Origin of the sequence: Spirosoma utsteinense, from assembly GCF_014282275.1 — a bacterium.
Taxonomy (GTDB): domain Bacteria; phylum Bacteroidota; class Bacteroidia; order Cytophagales; family Spirosomataceae; genus Spirosoma; species Spirosoma utsteinense.
Genome location: NZ_VFIA01000013.1, coordinates 30,433 through 52,822 on the forward strand (window position 1 = coordinate 30,433; position 22,390 = coordinate 52,822).

At 52.7% G+C, this 22,390-nt stretch carries 18 protein-coding genes; 13 read left to right on the forward strand and 5 right to left on the reverse strand.

What is annotated here, in order from left to right; genetic code table 11:
- Positions 1 to 10: 10 nt before the first annotated feature.
- The gene (locus tag FH603_RS12190; RefSeq protein ID WP_186737800.1) at positions 11 to 1,609 is read left to right on the forward strand and encodes a carbon-nitrogen hydrolase family protein; all 1,599 of its coding nucleotides are present in this window, start codon (positions 11 to 13) and stop codon (positions 1,607 to 1,609) included.
- Positions 1,610 to 1,673: 64 nt separating this feature from the next.
- On the opposite strand, the gene FH603_RS12195 is transcribed toward FH603_RS12190, so the two are convergent.
- On the reverse strand, positions 1,674 to 2,090 hold the full coding sequence (locus FH603_RS12195; protein ID WP_186737801.1) for a ribosomal maturation YjgA family protein: 417 nt from the start codon (positions 2,088 to 2,090) through the stop codon (positions 1,674 to 1,676).
- A gap of 139 nt (positions 2,091 to 2,229) precedes the next feature.
- Here FH603_RS12195 and FH603_RS12200 point away from each other — a divergent pair, with 139 nt between their 5' ends.
- Together FH603_RS12200 and FH603_RS12205 are read left to right on the forward strand one after the other, a co-directional pair.
- Positions 2,230 to 2,637: an RrF2 family transcriptional regulator gene (locus FH603_RS12200; RefSeq protein WP_186737802.1), complete on the forward strand. Its 408-nt coding sequence runs from the start codon at positions 2,230 to 2,232 to the stop codon at positions 2,635 to 2,637.
- 65 nt (positions 2,638 to 2,702) lie between these two features.
- Positions 2,703 to 3,347 carry an NAD(P)-dependent oxidoreductase gene (locus FH603_RS12205; RefSeq protein ID WP_186737803.1) on the forward strand — a complete coding sequence of 215 codons (645 nt, stop codon included), beginning with the start codon at positions 2,703 to 2,705 and terminating at the stop codon, positions 3,345 to 3,347.
- A 64-nt stretch (positions 3,348 to 3,411) separates the two neighbouring features.
- On the opposite strand, the gene FH603_RS12210 is transcribed toward FH603_RS12205, so the two are convergent.
- Positions 3,412 to 4,269, reverse strand: a complete 858-nt coding sequence (locus FH603_RS12210; protein WP_186737804.1) for a glycerophosphodiester phosphodiesterase family protein — start codon at positions 4,267 to 4,269, stop codon at positions 3,412 to 3,414.
- Positions 4,270 to 4,503: 234 nt separating this feature from the next.
- Here FH603_RS12210 and FH603_RS12215 point away from each other — a divergent pair, with 234 nt between their 5' ends.
- The gene (locus tag FH603_RS12215) at positions 4,504 to 5,520 is read left to right on the forward strand and encodes an LLM class flavin-dependent oxidoreductase (RefSeq protein WP_186737805.1); all 1,017 of its coding nucleotides are present in this window, start codon (positions 4,504 to 4,506) and stop codon (positions 5,518 to 5,520) included.
- Positions 5,521 to 5,720: 200 nt separating this feature from the next.
- On the opposite strand, the gene leuS is transcribed toward FH603_RS12215, so the two are convergent.
- Entirely contained in the window at positions 5,721 to 8,603 is a 2,883-nt protein-coding gene (leuS, locus tag FH603_RS12220) for a leucine--tRNA ligase (RefSeq protein WP_186737806.1), read from the reverse strand.
- Positions 8,604 to 9,050: 447 nt separating this feature from the next.
- Here leuS and FH603_RS12225 point away from each other — a divergent pair, with 447 nt between their 5' ends.
- Positions 9,051 to 10,241, forward strand: a complete 1,191-nt coding sequence (locus FH603_RS12225; protein WP_186737807.1) for a S8 family serine peptidase — start codon at positions 9,051 to 9,053, stop codon at positions 10,239 to 10,241.
- Positions 10,242 to 10,529: 288 nt separating this feature from the next.
- On the opposite strand, the gene FH603_RS12230 is transcribed toward FH603_RS12225, so the two are convergent.
- Entirely contained in the window at positions 10,530 to 11,858 is a 1,329-nt protein-coding gene (locus FH603_RS12230; protein WP_186737808.1) for a RagB/SusD family nutrient uptake outer membrane protein, read from the reverse strand.
- Between the two features lie 53 nt (positions 11,859 to 11,911).
- A complete protein-coding gene (locus FH603_RS12235; protein WP_186737809.1) occupies positions 11,912 to 14,947 on the reverse strand; it encodes a SusC/RagA family TonB-linked outer membrane protein in 3,036 nt (1,011 codons plus the stop codon).
- A 205-nt stretch (positions 14,948 to 15,152) separates the two neighbouring features.
- Between FH603_RS12235 and FH603_RS12240 the strand changes: the two genes are divergently transcribed.
- The 8 genes from FH603_RS12240 (at position 15,153) to FH603_RS12275 (ending at position 22,385) form a co-directional block, all read left to right on the forward strand.
- Complete coding sequence (locus FH603_RS12240; RefSeq protein ID WP_186737810.1) at positions 15,153 to 16,292, forward strand: DUF819 family protein; 1,140 nt, start codon at positions 15,153 to 15,155, stop codon at positions 16,290 to 16,292.
- A gap of 149 nt (positions 16,293 to 16,441) precedes the next feature.
- On the forward strand, positions 16,442 to 17,521 hold the full coding sequence (locus FH603_RS12245) for a sulfite exporter TauE/SafE family protein (RefSeq protein WP_186737811.1): 1,080 nt from the start codon (positions 16,442 to 16,444) through the stop codon (positions 17,519 to 17,521).
- Positions 17,522 to 17,605: 84 nt separating this feature from the next.
- Entirely contained in the window at positions 17,606 to 18,811 is a 1,206-nt protein-coding gene (locus FH603_RS12250; protein ID WP_186737812.1) for a trans-sulfuration enzyme family protein, read from the forward strand.
- Positions 18,812 to 18,823: 12 nt separating this feature from the next.
- Positions 18,824 to 19,948, forward strand: coding sequence for a Gfo/Idh/MocA family protein (locus tag FH603_RS12255; protein WP_186737813.1), 1,125 nt, complete (start codon positions 18,824 to 18,826; stop codon positions 19,946 to 19,948).
- A 42-nt stretch (positions 19,949 to 19,990) separates the two neighbouring features.
- Positions 19,991 to 20,722 (forward strand): phosphoadenylyl-sulfate reductase, encoded by a 732-nt coding sequence (locus tag FH603_RS12260; RefSeq protein ID WP_186737814.1) that lies wholly within the window; start codon positions 19,991 to 19,993, stop codon positions 20,720 to 20,722.
- A 98-nt stretch (positions 20,723 to 20,820) separates the two neighbouring features.
- Entirely contained in the window at positions 20,821 to 21,723 is a 903-nt protein-coding gene (cysD, locus tag FH603_RS12265; RefSeq protein WP_186737815.1) for a sulfate adenylyltransferase subunit CysD, read from the forward strand.
- 36 nt (positions 21,724 to 21,759) lie between these two features.
- A complete protein-coding gene (locus FH603_RS12270) occupies positions 21,760 to 21,981 on the forward strand; it encodes a hypothetical protein (protein WP_186737816.1) in 222 nt (73 codons plus the stop codon).
- A complete protein-coding gene (locus FH603_RS12275; RefSeq protein WP_186737817.1) occupies positions 21,978 to 22,385 on the forward strand; it encodes a PIN domain-containing protein in 408 nt (135 codons plus the stop codon). Before FH603_RS12270 ends, FH603_RS12275 begins: the two co-directional genes overlap by 4 nt.
- The last annotated feature ends 5 nt before the right edge of the window (positions 22,386 to 22,390 follow it).

Genomic DNA, 22,390 nt, shown 5'->3' on the forward strand with positions numbered 1-22,390 from the left:
AAGAGCCGGAATGCATATTCAAACCAGAACGTTACAAAAGGAAGATTACAATGACCTCAAAGAGGCCATGATTGAGGTATACAGCAGTATCGGGGGTGATTACTGGCAGAAAAGTAAAATTACCAAACTGCTTACCATATTTCCGGAAGGCCAGTTCTGCGTTGAAGTCGATGGCAAAGTCGTCGCCTGTGCGCTGGCTATCCGGGTTAAATATGATCAGTTCGGAGACAATCACACCTATCATGAGATTACCGGTGGCTATACGTTCAAGACGCATAGCGACGAGGGTGACTACATGTACGGCATAGAAGTGTTCGTTCACCCCGACTACCGGGATCTTCGCCTGGGCCGACGGCTTTATGACGCCCGGAAGGAATTATGTGAAACGCTCAACCTGAAAGGTATAGTCGCGGGCGGACGCATTCCCAATTATAATAAGTTCGCTCATGAGCTTTCGCCCCGCGAGTACATTGCCAAGGTGAAGCAAAAGGAGATTTACGACCCTACGCTTACCTTCCAGATCTCCAACGACTTCCACGTCAGAAAGGTCTTGCGTGGGTATCTGCCCGGCGATACCGAGTCGAAAGAATATGCGACGCTGCTGGAATGGATCAATATTTATTATGTCGTTGAAAAAGATAAACGCCCGCATACCGACTCGATCATTCGGCTGGGCGTTATCCAGTGGCAGATGCGGCTTTTCAAAAATCTCGACGCCTTTCTGGATCAGGTCGAGTTCTTCGCCAACGCCGTAAGCGACTACCGCGCCGATTTCATGGTGTTGCCGGAGTTTTTCAACACGCCCCTGATGGCCGATTTCAACGACCTGCCTGAGCCGGTAGCCATCCGGAAGCTGGCTGATTTCACCGTGCAGGTCCGCGATAAACTCTGCGAAATGGCCATTTCCTACAACGTCAACATTGTAGGCGGCAGCATGCCTCTGGTCGACGACGACGGCAAGCTCTACAACGTAGCCTACCTCTGTCGGCGCGATGGCTCTTACGAAGAATACCGTAAGATTCATATTACGCCCAATGAGGTGCGGCATTATGGCATGGTAGGCGGCTACGAAATACGCGCCTTCGATACGGACTGCGGTAAAATAGGCATGCTGATTTGCTACGACGTCGAGTTCCCTGAACTGGGTCGGATTCTGGCGCAGCAGGGTATGCAGATTCTGTTTGTCCCGTTCCTGACCGATACGCAGAATGGATATTCCCGGGTACGGCACTGTGCTCAGGCGCGGGCCATTGAGAACGAATGCTACGTAGCGATCTCGGGCTGCGTGGGAAACCTGCCGAAGGTTCACAATATGGATATCAACTTCGCGCAATCGGCCGTCTTTACCCCGTCCGATTTTCAGTTTCCCACCAACGCCGTGAAGGCCGAAGCTACGCCTAACACCGAAATGGTGCTCATTGCCGACGTCGATCTGAGTTTACTGAAAGAACTTCATGAACACGGTTCTGTACAGGTTCTGAAAGACCGCCGAACGGATTTGTACGATGTCACCCTGAAAAAGGCGGCCAAGAAAGCCATTAAACAGAAAAAGGCATCGGCCGACAACGACCCCGAAGAAGTTGCTCCGCTCATTGTCGTATCCGAATAAACTAAAAAGGCCCTTTCTGAACGGAAAGGGCCTTTTTAGTTCTTCCAGGAGTTATTCCCCCTGCTTACAACCTGCCCCCGGTCTGGAAGCGGGCCGGAATTATATACCGTTCAGCGACTACACCAGCCAACACCCCGGCACTGTAGCACACCAGATCGCTCCATATAAAGGAAAAGCCCAGCACCAGTCCGCCCAGCCGCGTAGCCCGCAAACCATCTATCAGGGGCGCGTGATATAACTGGCTGGCCTCAATCCCGTACGAGAAGACCACCGCCGACAGGGCGATGGCGGCAACAGGCCACTGCCTGAACGTAAAGGCCAGACCGAAAAACACCATTAGTGCCCATAACATATCCCCAACATAGGCTTTGATGAAGAAAACCTCTCCGAAAAAGTGTCTCGATGCTACGCCCAGCAGCATAACGGCCACCGTCGATAATCCATAAATCAATCGACTCCGACGGATAGATCGCTTTTCCATAGTTTTCTCTGCCTGTCGTTGCGGTAGTGGTTCATCGCTGGATTAGCTGCCGATTCGTCCGGTACCGGTAGAGCCGACAAAATTACGGTCAGGCAGGGAATTATTCAGCGCCCATAACTGTAACAATAAATACTACACTATGAACGGACGATTCGCCATATCGATGCATATCCTTACACTGCTGGCCAAAGCCGGTAGTGAGTGGCTCACGTCTGATTTTCTGGCGGGCAGTATCAACATCAACCCGGTACTGGTACGTAAGGAAATTGGTAATCTGCGCCGGAATGGGCTGGTCGTTAGTCGGGAAGGCAAAAACGGCGGTAGCCAACTGGCAAAGTCAGCCCGGCAGATTCAGGTATCGGATGTTTTTCTGGCAACGCGTCAGGGTGCCTTTCTGGGAACCTCCCGCAATACACCCAATCCAAATTGCCCGGTGGGTAAAGACATAAACCAGCATCTCGACAACCTGTATCAGGAAGCAGAAGAAGCCCTTATCCAGAAATTGGGCGACTGTACGCTGGAGACTTTCAGCCACCGGTTTGCGTAGTTTTTTTACCCAAAACTGTAATAATTTTCATTACACTATAAAATTAAATTTTAACAAACAGACGTATGAAACTGGCAATTATTGGTGCTTCGGGCTTTGTTGGCTCAGCCCTCCTCGACGAATCACTCAAGCGTGGACATGACGTAACCGCCATCGTTCGCCATCCCGAAAAGATCACGGCTGTCGACTCGAAGCTTACGGTTCAGGCCGGCGATGTTCAGGACACTGACGCGATAGCCAAACTGGTTGCGGGTCATGATGCCGTTTTGAATGCCTTCAATGCGGGCTGGACAAACCCAAATCTGTATGATGATTTTCTGAACGGATCAGCATCTATTGAAAAAAGTACCCAGCAGGCAGGGGTCAGGCGGCTGCTGGTAATTGGCGGAGCAGGAAGTCTGGAAGCCGCTCCGGGCGTTCAGTTGGTTGATACTCCCGAGTTTCCGGCCGACTGGAAGGCAGGCGCAACAGCCGCCCGTGACTACCTGAACATCCTCCGGAAAAACACTACGCTGGACTGGACATTTCTAAGCCCGGCTATTAACCTGGCTCCCGGCGAGCGCACCGGCAAGTTCCGATTGGGCACTGATCAGCCGGTTTTCAACGAAAATGGTGAGTCAGCGATTTCGGTTGCCGATCTGGCCGTGGCTGTCCTGGATGAGATCGAGCGGCCGCAGTTCATCCAGAAACGGTTTACAATAGGGTATTGATGTAAACCTGGGTCCAGCTCTGGCGATCTGGTTTGCCAAAGCAGGGCCCAGGTTCCGGTATACGCTACAGGGCGTTGGCGATTTCGAGAGGCCGGTCAGTACTCATGATATCGGCCCCGTTTTGAGCAAACTTTTTGTAGAGCTGATCCCCTTTGGCCGCTGCCTGCTTGTCTAAGTTACCCAGTGTCCCCAGGATACAGGCGATGCGTTTTTCGTGCAGGAATGTATACAGGTCTGCGTCGGGTTCTTTCACACCAACAAAGGCGACCATGCGGTTATCAGGCACGCCAAGTTCATGCAGGCGATCGTACTCGGCCCGGTTGCGGATGGTTACCGAGATCATCAGGTTTGGGTCGAGGGCATGAACCCTGGCTGCATCCTGCGCATTGTACGTGATGACCGCTACGTAATCACTGGCCCCGGTTTTATGGATCATGTTTACCACATTGGCAAAGGATACGTTTCGTTTGACATCGAGCGTAAACGTCACCTTGCGTTTACCCCAGCGCAGAACATCTTCGAGCGTAGGGATTTTGTAAGGGGTTACCGTACCCATGTTATCTTCCAGCCGGTACTGTGCAAGCTCAGCGTAGGTTTTATCGATGAGTTTGCCTGTGCCTGTTGTGGTTCGATCGAGGGTAGCATCGTGCATCATCACCATGACGCTGTCTTTCGTCAAATCGATATCGCATTCGATGATAACAGGAATTTTTTTAGCCAGATAGTCGAAGGATTCGATGCAATTTTCAGGATAGCCTTTCAGGTCGCCCCCACCCCGGTGCGCGGAGATTCTGGCTTTCTGGTTCGGTTGGTAGCTAAAGAATTCATACGCTTTGCCTGTTTGGACCCTGGTGTAGGTTTTAGGCGAACAGGTAATGAGGCCAGCGCTCAGGCCAAGTACGATAAATTGCTTGATGGTCATTGTTACTGGGGAAGAATGCGGGGGAAGCGGTCGAAAAGCCGGGTATCCGGAACCGTTCCAACGAACCACTTTGTTGATAAAGAAATGAAACGCAGATTTTCAGGAGCTGTCTGATCGCGTGAGGATTTCAAAATTCTTACGATTACCTGACAACCGTACCATCTATCCTTTACTACCCGTCACACAGGGCATCTGTCGCCACAAAAATAAGGTAACAACTAGTACCAACGTATCATGATTCCCTTTTCAATTCTGGATTTATCGCCTATCGTGGAAGGCAACACGGCCACCCAGGCGTTACGCAATACATTGAATCTCGCTCAACATGCTGAACAGCTAGGTTATAACCGCTACTGGGTGGCTGAGCATCACAACATGCCAGGCATTGCCAGTGCTGCTACGTCGGTCGTGATCGGTTATGTGGCCGGAGGTACGCAAACGATTCGGGTCGGCTCGGGCGGCATTATGCTCCCCAACCACTCGCCACTGCTCATCGCCGAACAGTTTGGCACACTGGAATCACTCTACCCTGGCCGGATCGACCTGGGACTGGGCCGCGCGCCGGGTGCCGACCAGGCCACCGCTCGTGCACTGCGTCGGGATATGACCGGAGCCGACACGTTCCCACAGGATGTTGTCGAGTTACAGCGATATTTCCAGCCCGACGATTCGAACCAGTTCATTCAGGCCGTACCCGGTACGGGCCTGAACGTACCGATCTGGATACTGGGGTCAAGTTTGTTTGGTGCCCAACTGGCGGCTATGCTTGGCCTGCCTTACGCCTTCGCGTCCCATTTTGCCCCGGCCGAGCTGCTTCGGGCGCTTCATATGTACCGGACACACTTCAAACCATCCGCTCAGTTGAAAGAACCGTATGCCATGGTTGCGGTGAACGTGGTAGCTGCCGATACCGATGCGGAAGCGGAGCGCCTGTTTACATCGGTCCAACAGCAATTCTTATACATCCGCCGGGGGAAAGCCCGTCAGATGCAGCCCCCTGTAGATAACCTCCGGGCCAACTGGCCAGAGAATGAGCTGGCCGCCATGGACCCCATGCTCCGGTGTTCAGCTGTGGGTTCTCCGGATACAATCCAACGCGGACTGGCCAGTTTCATCGACCAGACTCAGGCAAACGAGTTGATCATCTCGGCCCCTGTTTTTGACCATCAGGCCCGGAAGCATTCGCTCACACTCACCGCCCAGGTGCGCGATGCCCTGGCGGCTCAGGAAACAGAACTGGCTACGGTGTAGGTTTATCGTTGGAATCGTCGAGCGGCTGGCGTATCCTGGACGGCCACGTCCGGGTGTGAAAAGAATTTATTAACCCGGACGTGGCCGTCCAGGATACGCCAGCCGCTCTCAAACTAGTTTTGTATTGACCGTTGACAGTAGAAATGCTGAAGGCCCTAGATTCAAAAATCCAGGGCCTTCAGCATTTCTACTGTCAACGGTCAGATTACGACGTTTACAATTCGTTTCGGCACAACAACGACTTTTTTGGGCGACTTACCTTCCAGCCATTTTTGCACGATCTCGTCGGCCAGCACCTCACGCTCGATCTCGTTAGCGGCACGGTCCACGGCAAAGCTGATCGTCGTTCTGACTTTACCATTGATTTGAATGGGGTATTCGAACGCGTCCTCAACCAGGAAATTCGGGTTGAACGTCGGGAAGGCAGCCTGTGACAGCGTCCCGGGTTCGTGGCCCAAAGCAGCCCAAAGCTCTTCGGTGATATGGGGCGCGTAGGGCGACAGCAGCAAGACCAGTTCCTGCAAGACCGCCCGTTTGTGGCAATTGAGCGTTGCCAGTTCGTTAACGCAGATCATGAACGAGCTCACCGACGTATTGAACGAGTAAGCTTCTATATCGGCTTCGGTCTTCTGAATAGTTTTGTGCAGCACCTTTAGCTCCGCCGGTGTGGGGGCTTCGTCCGTTACGATCCATTGGCTTGCTCCGGCATCCGGAGTCCCGGCAGCGCTATCCTTATAGAACAGCCGCCAGAATTTACGGATGAACCGATACACCCCGTCGATACCGTTGGTATTCCAAGGCTTTGCCTGTTCGAGCGGTCCCAGGAACATTTCATACAACCGCAGCACATCGGCCCCGTAGCGTTCAACGATCATATCGGGATTGACGACGTTGAACTTCGACTTCGACATTTTCTCTACCTCAGCGCCAACGATGTATCGACCGTCTGGTTCAGTAATGAATTCGGCGGCTTCTGTCAAATCCGGACGGGCTTGCCGGAACGCTTCGATGTCCAGCACGTCATTTTCCACGATGTTGACATCGACGTGCAGGGGGGTCACCTCGCGACCGTTCAGCTGGTTCAGCGAAACAAAGACAGCGGGCACCCCTTCCCGGCCCGTGCCTGAAACGCGATACACAAAATTGCTTCGCCCCTGGATCATGCCCTGGTTGATGAGCTTTTTGAACGGCTCGTCCTGCGGCACGTAGCCCCGGTCGTAGAGGAACTTGTTCCAGAAACGGCTGTAGAGCAGGTGACCCGTTGCGTGTTCCGTTCCGCCGATGTAAAGATCGACGTTCTGCCAGTAGTCGATGGTCTGTTTGCTCGCAAACTCCGTCTCGTTCTTCGGGTCCATGTACCGATACCAGTACCAGGACGACCCTGCCCAGCCGGGCATCGTGCTCAGTTCGTACTCGTACTTCCCTTTATACCTCCAGCCTTCAGCCCGGCCCAGTGGCGGTTCGCCGGTTTCGGTGGGGAGGTATTTATCGACCGCGGGCAGTTCCAGCGGCAAATCGGCTTCGTCGATCAGGTAGGGCAAACCGTCTTCGTTGAAATAAACAGGCACCGGCTCTCCCCAGTAACGCTGGCGGCTGAAGACGGCGTCGCGCATCCGGAAATTGATTTTGCCCCGCCCCAGACCGCGCGCTTCCAGCCACGCAATAAGCGTTGTCGTAGCTTCTTTATAGCTCATGCCGTTGACGATACCCGAGTTGATATACTGTCCCTCTTTTGTATTGTCGGCCTGCTTATCTATGTCTTTTTGCCCATCCAGAATCGGTACGATGGGTAAACCGAAATGTGTAGCAAAGGTCCAGTCACGCTGGTCGCCCGACGGAACGGCCATAACGGCACCGGTTCCATACCCTGCCAGCACATAGTCGGCCAGAAAAATAGGCACCTTCTCGTCGTTGAACGGATTAATGCAATAGCTCCCCGTAAATACACCCGATACCGCTTTGGTATCGGCCATACGGTCGCGTTCGGAGCGCAGTTTCGCGGCACTGATATAGGCAGCCACGGCATCCTGCTGATCCGGCGTGGTCAGACCCGGTACAAGTTCATGTTCCGGTGCCAGCACCATAAACGTAACACCGTAAATGGTATCGACGCGGGTCGTAAATACCTCGATAAAAGTTTTTGGGGAGGATGGGGGGATGGACGAAAAGGAGGAAGTATCCGCCGACCAAACTGGAAATTTGACCGATGCGCCTACGCTCTTGCCAATCCAGTTGCGTTGCTGTTCTTTGATGGATTCCGTCCAGTCAATCACGTCCAGCCCCGTCAGCAGACGGTCGGCGTAGGCTGTGATCCGCATCATCCACTGCCGCATGAGCTTTTGCTCGACGGGGTAGCCGCCCCGCTCCGAAACACCATCCTTCACCTCGTCATTGGCCAGCACTGTACCCAGACCCGGACACCAGTTCACGACTGCGTCGGCAAGGTATGTCAGGCGATAGTGGAGGGTAATGGCATAGGACTGCTGTTTGGACATGGCGTTCCATTCGGCCGCTGTAAACGCAGGGGTGTTTTCGTCGCAGACAGCGTTTACGTCGGTCGTGCCGTTCGTGGCGAACTTATCCAGCAGGGTCTCGATGGGTTCTGCCTTGTTGGTATCTTTATTATACCAGGAACGGAACAGCTCCATAAAGACCCACTGCGTCCATTTGTAATACGATGGATCGGATGTACGAACCTCCCGGCTCCAATCGTAGCTGAAGCCAATATTTTTCAACTGCTCGATGTAGCGGGTTAAATTTGCTTCGGTCGTCACCGCCGGATGCTGACCCGTCTGGATCGCATACTGTTCGGCAGGCAGCCCGAAGGAGTCGAACCCCATGGGATGCAGCACGTTAAAGCCTTTCAGCCGTTTGTAACGCGAGACAATATCCGACGCGATATAACCCAGTGGATGACCAACATGTAAGCCAGCCCCCGACGGGTAAGGAAACATATCGAGCGCATAGTACTTGGGGCGGGCTGCACTTAGCTTGTCAGACGGTTCGGCAGGGCGGTAGGTTTGGTTCTTATCCCAGAAATCCTGCCATTTCTTTTCCGTTTCGCGGTGATTGTATTCGGCCATGTTCAGGTTTAACGGGCCAGTTGGCGCGTTTTTTTGAGTATATCGTCAGTCCGGCAGGTTGGCCTGTCGGCCAGACAGGTCGGGCGACTTGTCTTACGGCCTGCAAAAATAGCCGTTTACCGAGACTTTTGCCCGTATCCGTCTTAATGAAGTGGCCGATTGTCGAAAATGAATGGTCCTCATCTTCCGCTACCCGGCAGCTGTGGCGCTGAACGGGCGGTTGCCGGCCCGGTGTTTACCCGATTTCGCTCTGCCTGAAACGGTCTAACTTATAGGGGGAAACGTCACGAATAGCAGCCAATAGTAACCCGAAAAACAGCCGGGTTATCGCACCATAAAATCCGCTTTTACGTTTCATTACTACAGTTATTTCTCACCAGCTGACAATGTATGAATTGACGTTGTACGATCGTTTACCTCTTGTTTCTTCTGTTTCGTACTACTTTTATGCAACGCTTTTTATCGCCTGCAACGCTCTTTCGTTCGGTTCTGCTTGGGCTTGGTTTGATCGGCTGTCAGGCCGACCGTGATCTGACACCCGAATTTTCAGCCGATTGTCTGGTCAAAGCGTCAGCGCTGAATGGACAGGCTATTGCCGGGTCTTATATCGTAACCTATCTACCCGATCAGCCGCTGCCGGTTTCTCCCAATGCCCGCGTCAGTGCGGCCCGTTCAGGAGTCGATCGCCTGCTAACCCGCCACCGCATCAGCGACGATCAGGCAGAACTGCTCGGCACCGATGAACGAACGAGTTTTCTGGCTCACATCTCGGCCACCCAGGCTGCTGATCTTGGGCAGGATCCAACGGTATCGTTGATCGAGCCTGACCGGATCATGTCGATCTGTAACTGTGTCGATGTAGCCACGCCCACCACCCTGCTCTGGAATATTCAGCAGACCGGTTTCGGGCGGGGCGATATTCAGACCAGCAAAACCGTCTGGATCGTCGATACGGGTATCGACCTCGACCACCCCGACCTCAACGTCGACACCGGACGCAGTCGCTCTTTTGTTAATGGTGTGACCTCGGCCGATGATCAGAACGGCCACGGTACCCACGTAGCGGGTATCGTTGGTGCCAGAAATAATGGCATTGGCGTGACAGGGGTAGCGTCGGGAGCACCACTGGTTGCTCTTAAAGTGCTTAACCAGTTGGGCGAAGGGCGATTATCGGGCGTCATCCTGGCCGTGAATTACGTCCGTCTCAACGGCCAGCCCGGCGATGTTGTCAACCTGAGCCTGGGTGGCGAGGGCATCTCGACAACGCTGGAAAATGCGGTCCGGCAGGCAGCCAACGCGGGCATTCTTTTTGCTATTGCGGCTGGCAACGAAGGGCAGAATGCCGACGAATCGACCCCGGCGCGGGTCAACCACCCGAACGTGTTCACGGTCTCGGCCATGGACCGGAGTAATATTTTCGCCAGCTTTTCCAATTTTGGCTCCAGCATCGATGTCTGCGCCTACGGTGTTCGTATCACCTCTACCTACAAGGATGGCCGATACGCCGTACTGAGTGGTACGAGTATGGCTGCTCCCCACGTGGCCGGGCTCCTGTTCATCCGGGGCAGTAACCTCCCTACGCGCGGTTTCGTCACTAGCGATCCCGATGGCACCCCCGACCCTATGGCTGGGGAGTAGGAAACACGTCGAAATTCCTGACGGTTTATCAACAAAAAACGGCCACCAGAACTATTCCGGTGGCCGTTTTGAACATTAATTAACGTGAATAATGGCTTGTAAACCGCTGTAACGTAGGCTAATTTTTGTCATCCCGACGCAAGGAGGGATCTTCGGTAAGTTGGAGTAGTTCGTCTCATCCGAAGATCCCTCCTTGCGTCGGGATGACAAAAAAAATAACCTACACTACTATGTGAAAATCAGATACTTGCTATCAAAATCAGCCATTATTCACGTTAATTAAATTGCCTATGGGTTGAAGACATCCCAGTTCACTTCAGCCACCGGGCGCTCCAGACGCTCCAGTACTTTCATAGTTGGAACGGGCAGGATGATTTCGTTCAGCTTGTTATAGCGACGCATATCGACCCAGCGATGACCTTCGTAAAACAGCGAATACTGACGCTCTTTCAGAATAGCGTTGATCAGCGCATCTTTCGTAGTAGCACCAGCGTAGTTAGGCAGACCGGCGGCCGTCCGAATGATGTTGATCAGCCGGGTCGATTCAGCCGCGTTACCCTGTTGGGCCGCGATTTCAGCCGCAATCAGCACCAGTTCTTCGTTCCGGATAATGGGGATGGGATCACTGCCACTCGTATACATGTTCGTCAGGTATGGCGTGCTGTAGGTAACCCCGGAGGTATACGTCAGCGGAGCCGCCTGCACACGTACCTTTGCCAATCGCTTATCACCGGGTTCGGCTCTATCGAATACTTCCTTGACGCCTACAATCTGGCTCGACGATGTGTTGAGCAAGGGATTCTGGATATCCGGAGGTGTAGCATTATAGGTATTGCGGGGGCCAACGTTCAGATCGCCGGTTGCGTTATAAAACGTCTGTGGCAGCAGCGTTGCCGCCTTTGCCCAATCAGCCTGATAGATCGCAACCCGCAGGGCAATAGCCCGATTGAAACGCTTAAACGTAGCCGGTGTGTTGAATCCGGCAAAACCGCTGGGCAGAGTATACGAGAATGCAGCGCCCGCCTGGTCCAGTTGGGCCGCACCATCATCCAGAAATTTAGCGATACCAGCCAACGACTCGGCGTAGGTAGCCGGTTTGCTGGGGTTAAAGGGATCTTCCACATTAAGCCGGACACCATTCGTCCCCTGAGCATTCAGCATCTGAAGATAGGCGAGGCCTTTGAACGTATTGGCAATACCGCGATAGCCATTTTTTTCGGCATCACTAACCGAACTGGTATTACCCACCGCAGCCAGCGTAATGTTGGCCTGGCGTACAGGTAACCCGAATCCGGTTGTTGCCGTATTGTAGAACGCCGAGTTGTCGATCAGCCGCACGCCGTTCAGTTCCGTCATCCAGCGCGACTCCGTGCCGTTGAAGTTAAACAGTTCTTTACCTATCGTACCTGTTACGAGCAGGTAAGTAGCGAGGCCATTCCGCGCCAGCGAAAACTGACCGACTGACAGGGCATCCAGCTGCGCTTTTGACGCGTTATTGGTAACGGCTCCGACACTGGGGAAGTTAGGGTCAATAACCTCTTCCGTTTGTAGTGGGTTACAGGCCGTAAAAGAGCCAGCCAGCAGAGTGGCGAGCAAAAATGATGTATGTTTCTTCATGAGTTTCATTATTTATCGGACCGGGATTATGTCTACAGGTGTTTCAGCTGTTTTTAAAAATCTACAGCTATATGGAACATCATCCGACGAACGGCTGGCGTAGAACCCAGATCAACCCCGGCACCCAGTGCCAGCGAGCCAAAGTTTGAGTTCTCCGGGTCGTAACCCGCCGTGTAATCAGTCCAGCGGAGCAGGTTGTTTCCCGATATACCAACCCGAACATTACTTACAACACTACCAAAAGCCCGCTTGAGAACGGGTGTTGGCACCCGATAGTACAGGGCGGCTTCGCGTAGTTTCAAGAAGCTGTAAATGTTGGGGTTAGCACCCGGCTTAGGCTTGCCACTACCTTCATCGATGCCATTGGCTCCCTGCCGGTAGATGCCGTTGGGCGTACTGCCGTCATTACCCAAATCGTCGGTCTCGCTCCAGTCTGATGTATTGCCACCCTCGTCCCACAGCAACCGCGTCAACGATACGACTGTAAACTTGTGGCGATAGTTAAGCAATGCCGAAAATTCGAAGTTCTTAAGGAATGTGATCCGGTTGTTCAGCGACAGTTCATACTTGGGTTGTGCGTCCCCATAGCTGGTCCATGACCTTGCGAAGTTAGGATCGGTCGCGGGTAATGTCCGGGGCTGACCCACGATTTCCGTTGGCGAGTAGGTAGTGCCATCAGCATCAGGACCTTTCACACGCCACTGACCGAAGGTAGCACCAAAACCACCCGTCAGGCGCTCCGGAATTTCCAGACGCGTGATCTTGGAGCGGTTATACCAGAATATTGGCTGGATAAACCACTTGAAGTTTTCGCTCCGGACGACATCAGCGCCAAGCGAAAATTCAAGGCCACGGTTAGTCAGGTCGGCTGCGTTGATCTGTGTCGATGTCACGCCCGTTGTTGGTGCCGTTGTCAATGGCTGGATCAGGTCAAACACTTTCTTGTTATAGAGTGTAAATTCGCCTGTGATCCGGTTGTTGAACAGACCGAAATCGATACCGTATTCAAGCTCGGTAGCCCGTTCGGGTTGTATCGTAACATTCCCCAGAACGGTAGATGGAACCAGGCCACCTAGCCCGCCAACCCCAACCACCTGAAGCTGTGAGTAGGTCGTACCGAATGTAGGCAAACCAGCTGTCTGACCGTAGGCGACCCGAAATTTCAACTGGCTTATTTTGGAACCGGCCCAGGTACCGAAGCGGGCCGCGTTTACGGCCAGTGCTGCCCGTGGGAAAGCATAGAACCGATCGAACTCACTGTTCAGGGTTGATTTATCGAAGCGAATACCAACCGAACCGATAATTTTATCCTCGTAGTTGGCATCCTGCTGCGCGAACACACCAACATCGGTGTTATTCTGGTATTCAACGAATCCGTCGATTACCTTGCCCCGCGATGGGTTAGAAACACCGGCCGGTAAACCTGTTCCCCGCACATAGTTCGAACGCAGGTATTTGTAAAGACGAACGGCACCCGCCGACGATGTCAGGTTTAAACGACCGTCCATAAGTGCATGCGTGTAAATAGCCGATACCTGTACGTTCGAGTTAAACACTTCGGTACGCGTGTCCTGCGCGAAGCCGGGATTAGCCTCCTGCCGTTGCGATTGCAGATCAGCTGGAAGCAACACCGTAGCAAAACCATTCTGATAATCCAGTCCACCGTTGATCCGGAAGGTCAGCGACGATTTTGCGGTGTTAATTGCCCGGGCGTTCACCGTGAATCCCTGTAACACCCGGTTGTTTTTCTGGTTATTGACAGCCCGGTCGCGAATAGCCAGTGGATTTTCGCCTACGCCCGAGATATTGTCCGGGTAGTTACCATTGGCGTCAGGATAGAGGTTAGCGTATGGTTTGGTGTACGGCAGTGAGTAGCCGTAGTTGACATACGAATTGTCGTTACCTGTCCAGCCACGGTCGTTGTTGCTGACGATGTAGTTCGAGTTGATGCTAAAGTCAAGCCAGTTGGTCAATTTATGATCAACATTGGCCCGGATCGAATACCGCTGAAAGCCTGTGTTTTTGATAATGCCCGTCTCGTCGGAGATACTACCGTTGACGTAAAACTTGGTTTTTTCATTACCACCTGTTATCCCTAACCGGCTATTACGGATAGCACCCGTTCCACCATACATAACTTTCTCCCAGTTTGTATACGTACCATTGGCTCTGGCAGCCCGTAGCAGTGGAATGTCACCAGGAGCGAAGTAGTCCGTTAGCTTTTGTTCCGTCCAGTCGGCCCCGCCGTAGTAGCTGAGCGCTTTGCTGAAACCGATATCCTGACCGAACGAAACGGTTGTTTTTCCGCCCTTACCGCGCTTGGTTGTGATAATAACGACACCAGCGTTTGCACGGGTACCGTAGATAGCCGCTGCCGAGGAACCTTTCAGCACTTCAACACTTTCGATATCGTCCGGGTTAAGATCGGCCAGGCGATTGGCGTTGTTGTCCTGCGGGCTTGCCGATGAACCAGCTGCTGCTTTGTTGGCGGCCGAACGGCCGTTACCATACTGGCCATTATCAATGTAAACGCCATCGACAATGAACAGAGGCTGCGACGCCGAAGCGCCCAGTGTCGATACGCCCCGAAACTGAAGGTTAAACCCACCACCGGGTACCGAACTATTGGCTACGATGTTGGCGCCGGCGATTTTACCCTGCAAGGCACCATCCGTAGTAACAGGTGTGGTTGTTCCGGTCAGGTCTTTGCTGTCGAGCCGGGTTACGGCGTTGGCCAAGTTAGATCGTTTTACCGTAGTAGCCAACCCGGATACAACAACTTCTTCGAGTTGCCGCGTATCTTCAGACAGCGTAACATTGAGCGTCGACCGATTCCCGACCGTAATTTCCTGACTAAGAAAGCCAATGTAACTAATTCCGATTTTGGCATTCGCTGGTGCCGTTATCCGGAAGGTACCGTCAGCCTCGGTTGTGGCCCCCTGCCCTGTTCCTTTGACCAGTACCGAAACACCCGGTAATGGGGTCCCATTACTATCGGTCACTTTACCGGTGAGCGTCGAGCTTTGCGCTGTTGCTGTGCCTATAAGGCCAATCAGCAAACAAAGACAAATGAGTAGTTTTCCTTTCATCTGGTTTCGTAGAAGTTAAAAAACACATTAAAATTTGCCACAAATTAAGTGTTTATCCTGCTTATCTAATACAAACCTTTATGAAATTTTATTATTCTAACGTATATAGATATATTATTTTGTCAGGCTATAGAAACTAAAATCAATTTATACTCATCAAATTCGCCGTTTATGCCTAGCTTGTCCGGACGATTTAAAGTTACCTATGTTCGATACAGTATTTATACTCTTTGTGCTTTGCCTTAACGTTGTCATCTGCGAATGGCTCGCTAAAAAACCAGGTTTCAGTCAAATTGGGACGGCCTTACTCGTTATTTTGGTGACCGCAATCGAGGCTAATGTCGGCATTATACCCACAACCGAAACACCGGCTTATGAAGGCATATTTGGCTATCTGGCTCCCTTCGCGCTGTTTTTATTGCTGCTGAGTGTCAATCTGAAAGACCTGCGCCAGGCAGGTTTGCCCATGTTGACCATGTACCTGATTGGATCGGTGAGTACGATCATCGGCGTTCTTACCAGCGTCTGGTTGTTCTCGGCACCCGAAACGGTGGGCAACCTGTATTATGCCCTGGCCGGTATGTTCACGGGAACCTACATTGGGGGCAGCATAAATTTTCATGCGGTGGCACTGCATTATGGCGTCTCTAAAGCGGGCAACCTGTTCATTGCCGCCACGGCTGCCGACAACATTATGACCACCCTCTGGATGGTACTGACGCTGGCGATTCCCCGTTTTCTGCAACGCCGGTTTCCCCGTCAGTTACCCACGGCGGCACCGGTAAACGGGGCGGTAGCCACGACCTATACGGACGCTGAAACCATGAATCCTGGCGATCTGGGGACGTTACTGGCTATGGGACTGGGCGCTATCTTTGTGTCCAAACAGCTGGCGACCCTTGTCCCTGCTATTCCTTTTGTATTGATCCTGACAACCGTGGCGCTGGTGCTGGCGCAATTTCGACGGGTCAATAACCTGCGCGGCAGCCGATTACTTGGCCTTTTCTGTATCTATATCTTTCTGGCTGTCATTGGAGCCTATTGCGATGTGGCAGCCCTGGTTCGTGATGGCCGGCTGGCTGTCATCTTATTTGGTATGATTCTCGTTCTGGTGTTGATCCATTCGTTTATTCTCTTCGGGATTGGCGCTTTGTTCAAACAGGATTGGGCCCTGCTCGGTATTGCCTCCCAGGCCAACATTGGCGGAGCCACCTCTGCTCTGGCCCTCGCCAAAAGCCTTAACCGCCCGGATTTACAGCTTCCGGCTGTGCTGGTCGGTACGCTGGGAAACGCCATTGGTACTTACCTGGGCATTTTGGTGGCCGAGATGCTGAAGGCGAGCTAAAACCAGCACCACTATACTTTGTAAGTTTGCAGCACATTTCCGTACCTTTGTCCCACTTCTAACCTGAATATCTGGTAAAAGCAGCGGCACTTCAGTGTGCCGCTTTTCATAAGTAAAATAATCTATTAAGTCGATAGAATTTAGGCACTATGCAACAAGACGAGGCAGTTTCGGCCAATTCGGTAGGTCCGCCCCCTCCAGAAGCCGCCTTACCCTTTGATCTGAATGGTCTGACCATCAGCCTCCACGGCAACGAAGGTATCTCCCCCGAGCAGGTGGCGGCTATCCAGTCTACATTTCCGCAGGTCAGGATCATCACACCCGACGCAGCAACCAACCCATTACTTCGGCGTCGTACCCGCACCGAGATAGCTATCTACGTCTTTGCGTCCCTGGCGCTGATGGTTGTCGGGCATCTTGTATTTAGTTACGTTACGCTGGAACGACTGACGGTGTTAGCGGGCACAATGGACCTGACGCCCGACATATTTTACTTCATCATGGCGGGTTTCGTCGCTCAGATGATCGACGGGGCGCTGGGCATGGCCTACGGGGTAACGGCTACCACGTTCCTGACAAGCGTGGGAATAAGTCCGCTCTTTGCTACGGCCAGTGTACATAGTTCCGAAATTTTCACCTCTGGCGTGTCGGGGTACATGCACCTCAAGTTTGGCAACATCAACAGCAAACTGTTTAAGGCGGTGCTGATTCCCGGTGTCATTGGAGCCGCACTGGGTGCTTATCTGATTACGGAAATTTCTGATCTGGATATTGTAGCCAAGTACCTGTCGCCCGCTATTTCGGTGTACACGGCCATCCTGGGTATTTTGATTCTCAGAAAAGCGTTAACAAAGCGGATTAAAAAAAGACCGGTCCGCAATATAGGCCTGCTGGCCTGGTTTGGCGGGTTTGTCGATGCCATTGGCGGGGGTGGCTGGGGCCCTATCGTGAATTCTACGCTGATCGCTGCAGGCCGGCATCCGCGCTATACCATCGGGTCGGTCAATCTGGCCGAATTTTTCGTGTCGTTTGCGTCGTCGGTGGTGTTTGCTATGTTTGCAGGACTGGGTAACTACGGGCTGGTGATCGTCGGGTTGATTCTGGGCGGTATGATTGCCGCTCCCATTGCCGCCCACTTAGCCCAGAAGCTACCCGTCAAGACCATGATGGTACTGGTCGGGCTGGTTGTCATCCTGGTCAGTTTGCGGAAGATTATTCTATTCTTTTAGTTTCTGTTGGCAGCGTTGCTATAGACTATCGACGTTCCTTTATATACGCTACTTTACCCGAACCGGGCGGTTCGGTAATACTCTATGAAAAAACAGACCAAAGCCATCCGTACCCAGGCGAAGAAATCGCAGAACCGGGAGCATTCCGTACCCTTATACCTAACGTCCAGTTTTGCGTTTGAAAGTGCCGAACAGGGTAAAGCGCTATTCGAAGAGAGTGAAGAAGGCAACATTTATTCGCGCTTCTCCAACCCCAACGTGTCGGAGTTCGTCGATAAAGTGTGCATGCTGGAAAATGCCGAGGATGGTATCGCCACCGGTACGGGCATGGCGGCCGTTTTTGCCAGTATGGCGGGCCTGCTGAAGTCGGGCGATCACCTCGTTGCCTGCCGGGCCCTGTTTGGATCGGCGCATCAGATTATTACGCAGATTTTAAGTAAGTGGGGTATCACGCATACCTATGTCGACGCTACGGCTACGGAGGCTGAGTGGGAAGCGGCTATTCAGCCCAACACCGGAAGACCGGTCGCCCGTATGGTCTACCTAGAAACCCCTTCCAACCCCGGCCTTGAACTGGTCGATCTGGCAATGCTGGGGCGGTTGAAGGAAAAGTACGGCTTTATCCTGAACGTCGACAACTGCTTCGCCACGCCGATTCTGCAAACGCCCATCGACTTTGGTGCGGACCTTTCGATTCACTCGGCCACCAAATTTATGGATGGTCAGGGACGTGTATTGGGTGGCATTGTTGTTGGTCGGGCCGACCTGATCCAGCCCATCCGGTTCTTTGCCCGGCATACGGGCCCATCCCTTTCGCCCTTCAATGCCTGGGTGCTGTCGAAAAGCCTGGAAACGCTCGATCTGCGGATGGAACGCCATTGCCGGAATGCCCAGCAACTGGCCGAAGCGCTGGAAGCGCACGAAGATGTGGCGCGGGTACTGTATCCGTTCCTCCCCTCTCACCCGCAATTTGAACTTGCGAAGGCCCAGATGTCGGCGGGAGGAGCTATTATTACGATCGAGTTAGAGGGTGGGTTCGAACGCATCAAAGCGTTTTTCGACGCACTGGAAATTGCCACGCTATCGTCCAACCTGGGCGATTCCCGAACCATCGTTACCAACCCCAACACAACGACCCACGCCAAGCTGAAACCCGATGAGAAAGCCGCCCTCGGCATTACGCCCGGTCTGGTCCGTATTTCAGTGGGTCTGGAAGCCATCGACGATTTGATCAGCGATTTCACGCAGGCAGTAGAAAAATCGGCAGATGCCTTAAAAGAACAGGTTTAAACTACCATTCTTATGCGCATCGGCCTCGCCATTCTTTTCGTTGCCAGTCTATTTGTTCAGCGTGCAACCGCTCAAAGCACGAAAAAACCACTCCGGGTGGGCGTGGTAGGGTTGGTTCATACGCACGTTCATGGCATTCTGTCGAAAGCGTTTCGGCGGTCGGGCCAGACGGATATTGAAATCGTTGGTATTGCCGAGCCTGACCGCGCGCTGGCCGAACGCTACGCCAAACAGTATGGCTTTCCACTGAGTCTGGTTTACCCGTCTATTGACCAGATGCTGGACAAAGCAAAGCCCGAAGCTGTTACAGATTTCGGTCGTATCGTCGACCACCTGAAAACGGTTCAGATTTGTGCTCCGCGCGGCATCCATGTGATGGTTGAGAAGCCGCTGTCGGTTAGTTTCGATCAGGCAAAGCAGATGGAAAAGTTAGCCAGGAAGCATTCCATTCAGTTGCTAACCAACTACGAAACTACCTGGTACGGCAGTAACCATAAAGCATATGCGATGGTCAATACCGAAAAAGCCATTGGTGATCTTCGCAAGATTGTGGTTCATGACGGTCATCAGGGGCCCAAGGAAATTGGCGTGACGAATGAGTTCCTGGACTGGCTGACAGACCCGGTCGCCAACGGAGCGGGAGCGCTGTTTGACTTTGGCTGCTACGGTGCCAACCTGTCGACCTGGCTGATGCACAACCAGCGTCCGCTGTCAGTACTGGCAGTGACCCAGCAGATCAAGCCGGACATCTACCCAAAAGTCGACGATGAAGGGACGATCATCCTGACGTACCCAAAAACACAGACGATCATACAGGCGTCCTGGAACTGGCCTTTTGCCCGCAAGGATATGGAAGTTTATGGGCAAACGGGTTATGTCTTTACCGTCGATGGCACCCGGATGCGCGTACGGCTTAACGAGGACAAAAGCGAGCGCGCAGCGGAAGCGGCCCTGACCGACGCCCCTGCTACTGACCCCTTTGCCTACTTTGCCCGACTGATTCATGGAGAAACTAAACCCGATGAATTAACGTCATTAGAAAATAACATGATCGTCATGGAGATTCTGGATGCTGCCCGCCAATCGGCCAAAACAGGCAAGGTGGTACCTCTATCCCAACGGCCTTCTGTCCGTTAATCAGACCAAAACGAGCCGGCAATTTCCCGGCTCCTCATCCATATGATTGCTGAACCGACTCATACACTCGAAAGCCTGACCGAACAACTCCATGGTCTGAGCAATGTTGATGCCCTGCGGACACTGGCTGAGTTATTCCCCGGCGAGGTCATTTTCTCGACCAGCCTGGGCTACGAAGATCAGGTGATTACCGACCTCATTCTGGCGAATGACATCCCTATCAAGATTTTCACCCTCGATACAGGTCGGATGTTTGCAGAGACGTATTCGGTCTGGAAAAAGACGAACGACCGATACGCCACGAAGATCGAAGCGTATTTTCCCGACAGAGCCGCCGAGGAAACACTGATGACCACCAAAGGCCCCTACAGTTTCTACGACTCGGTCGAGAACCGGAAAGAGTGCTGCGGTATCCGTAAAGTAGAACCGCTGAACCGGGCCCTGAAGGGGCAGAAGATCTGGATTACCGGCATTCGCGCGGAGCAGTCGGCCAACCGGCAACGTATGCCCCAACTCGAATGGGACGCGGCCCACACCCTCTACAAATTTCACCCTTTGATGGACTGGACGTTCGACGAGGTGAAGCAGTATATAAGCGACAACAACGTGCCCTATAATCCGCTCCACGACCGGGGGTTTGTCAGTATTGGCTGTCAACCCTGCACGCGTGCTATCCAGGCTGGCGAAGATTTCCGGGCGGGCCGCTGGTGGTGGGAGGACAACTCGAAAAAAGAATGCGGATTGCATAGTCACGAAGAAGCATTCAAACCATAACCAGTGAAATCGAACCACCGAAGCGGAGCAACTACGTGTGAGGGCGAAGCCATCAGGCCAGCTCATACACTTATTCACTCTTTTCACTCATTAAGAAAATGAAGTTAGATTATTTAGATCAGCTCGAATCCGAAGCCATCCACATTATGCGGGAGGTAGCCGGACAGTTTGAACGGCCCGCGCTTTTGTTTTCGGGCGGTAAAGATTCCATTACCCTGGTGCATCTGGCCCTGAAAGCCTTCCGTCCGGGCAAATTTCCGTTTCCGCTGGTACACATCGACACGGGCCATAATTTCCAGGAGGCCATCGACTACCGGGATCATCTGGCCGACAAGATTGGCGAGAAGCTCATCGTTCGTTATGTGGAAGATACCATTCGCGAAAAAAAATTAAAGGAACCCACCGGCCGCAACGCAACCCGTAATGGGTTACAAACCTTTACCCTGCTCGACGCTATTGAAGAGTTTGAGTTCGATGCCTGCATTGGCGGGGCCCGGCGCGACGAAGAGAAAGCGCGGGCTAAAGAACGGGTATTCTCGGTACGTGACGAGTTTGGCTCGTGGGACCCCAAACGTCAGCGTCCCGAACTCTGGAATCTGTATAACGGCCGGATTCATAAAGGCGAGAATGTGCGGGTATTCCCTATCTCCAACTGGACCGAGCTCGACGTCTGGAATTACATCCGGCGGGAGAAAATCGAACTTCCCAGCATCTACTTCGCCCACGACCGCGAGCTGATCGTACGCGATGGCAAGCTGATGGCTACCGCCGGTGGCGTAATCAAACCCGAAGCTGACGACCAGATCGTGACGCGCCGGGTCCGGTTCCGCACCGTTGGCGACATCTCCTGCACAGCCGCTTCGGAATCGCAGGCCGACACACTTGAAGCGGTCATCGGCGAAATTCAGGCAACGCGTATCTCCGAACGGGGCGAAACCCGTATGGATGACCAGCTCAGCGAAGCCGCTATGGAAGACCGCAAAAAAGGCGGGTATTTTTGAGTTATTCTACTTACATTCATAAAAAAGACCAAGGGTATGGATGCAATTACGCTTGAGACCCAGGAGGACCGTTTCTTGATCAGTATCGGGCGGGATTACCTGGACAAGGATACCATTACTCGCCTGATTGATCGAATTAAGCTGGAGCATTTAGTTATAAAGGCTGATTTTGACCAACCCATTGAAGACATGGGCGAACGCATAAAGGCTGATTGGTGGGTTAAGAATAAGGATCGCTATCTACGGGGAGAAGCATGACCTCTGTAGTGATTGACACCAATTTATTCTTTGCCGCACTTCGAACACCTAATAACTTTGTCCGCGATACGCTGGACCGTTCCGACCTCCGTTTCATTGCTCCGAATTTCCTGGTTGTTGAATTGTTTAAGTACAAAGATGAACTTGTTACTAAGTCTAAAGTGACCGAAGATGAGGTGTACGAGCTTCTATCATTGCTCCTGCATCGTATTACGTTTATTAATGAGAGTGCTGTTTCACTTGGAAATATTATTCACGCCTTTCGCCTGTGTTCGGGCGTTGACGAAAAAGACACGCCGTTTGTAGCGTTGGCTTTAGAGTATGACGCTCAACTATGGACGCGTGACCGAGAATTAAAAGATGGGTTGTCGGCAAAAGGTTTTTTTCACTTTTTCGATGCCTGACTACT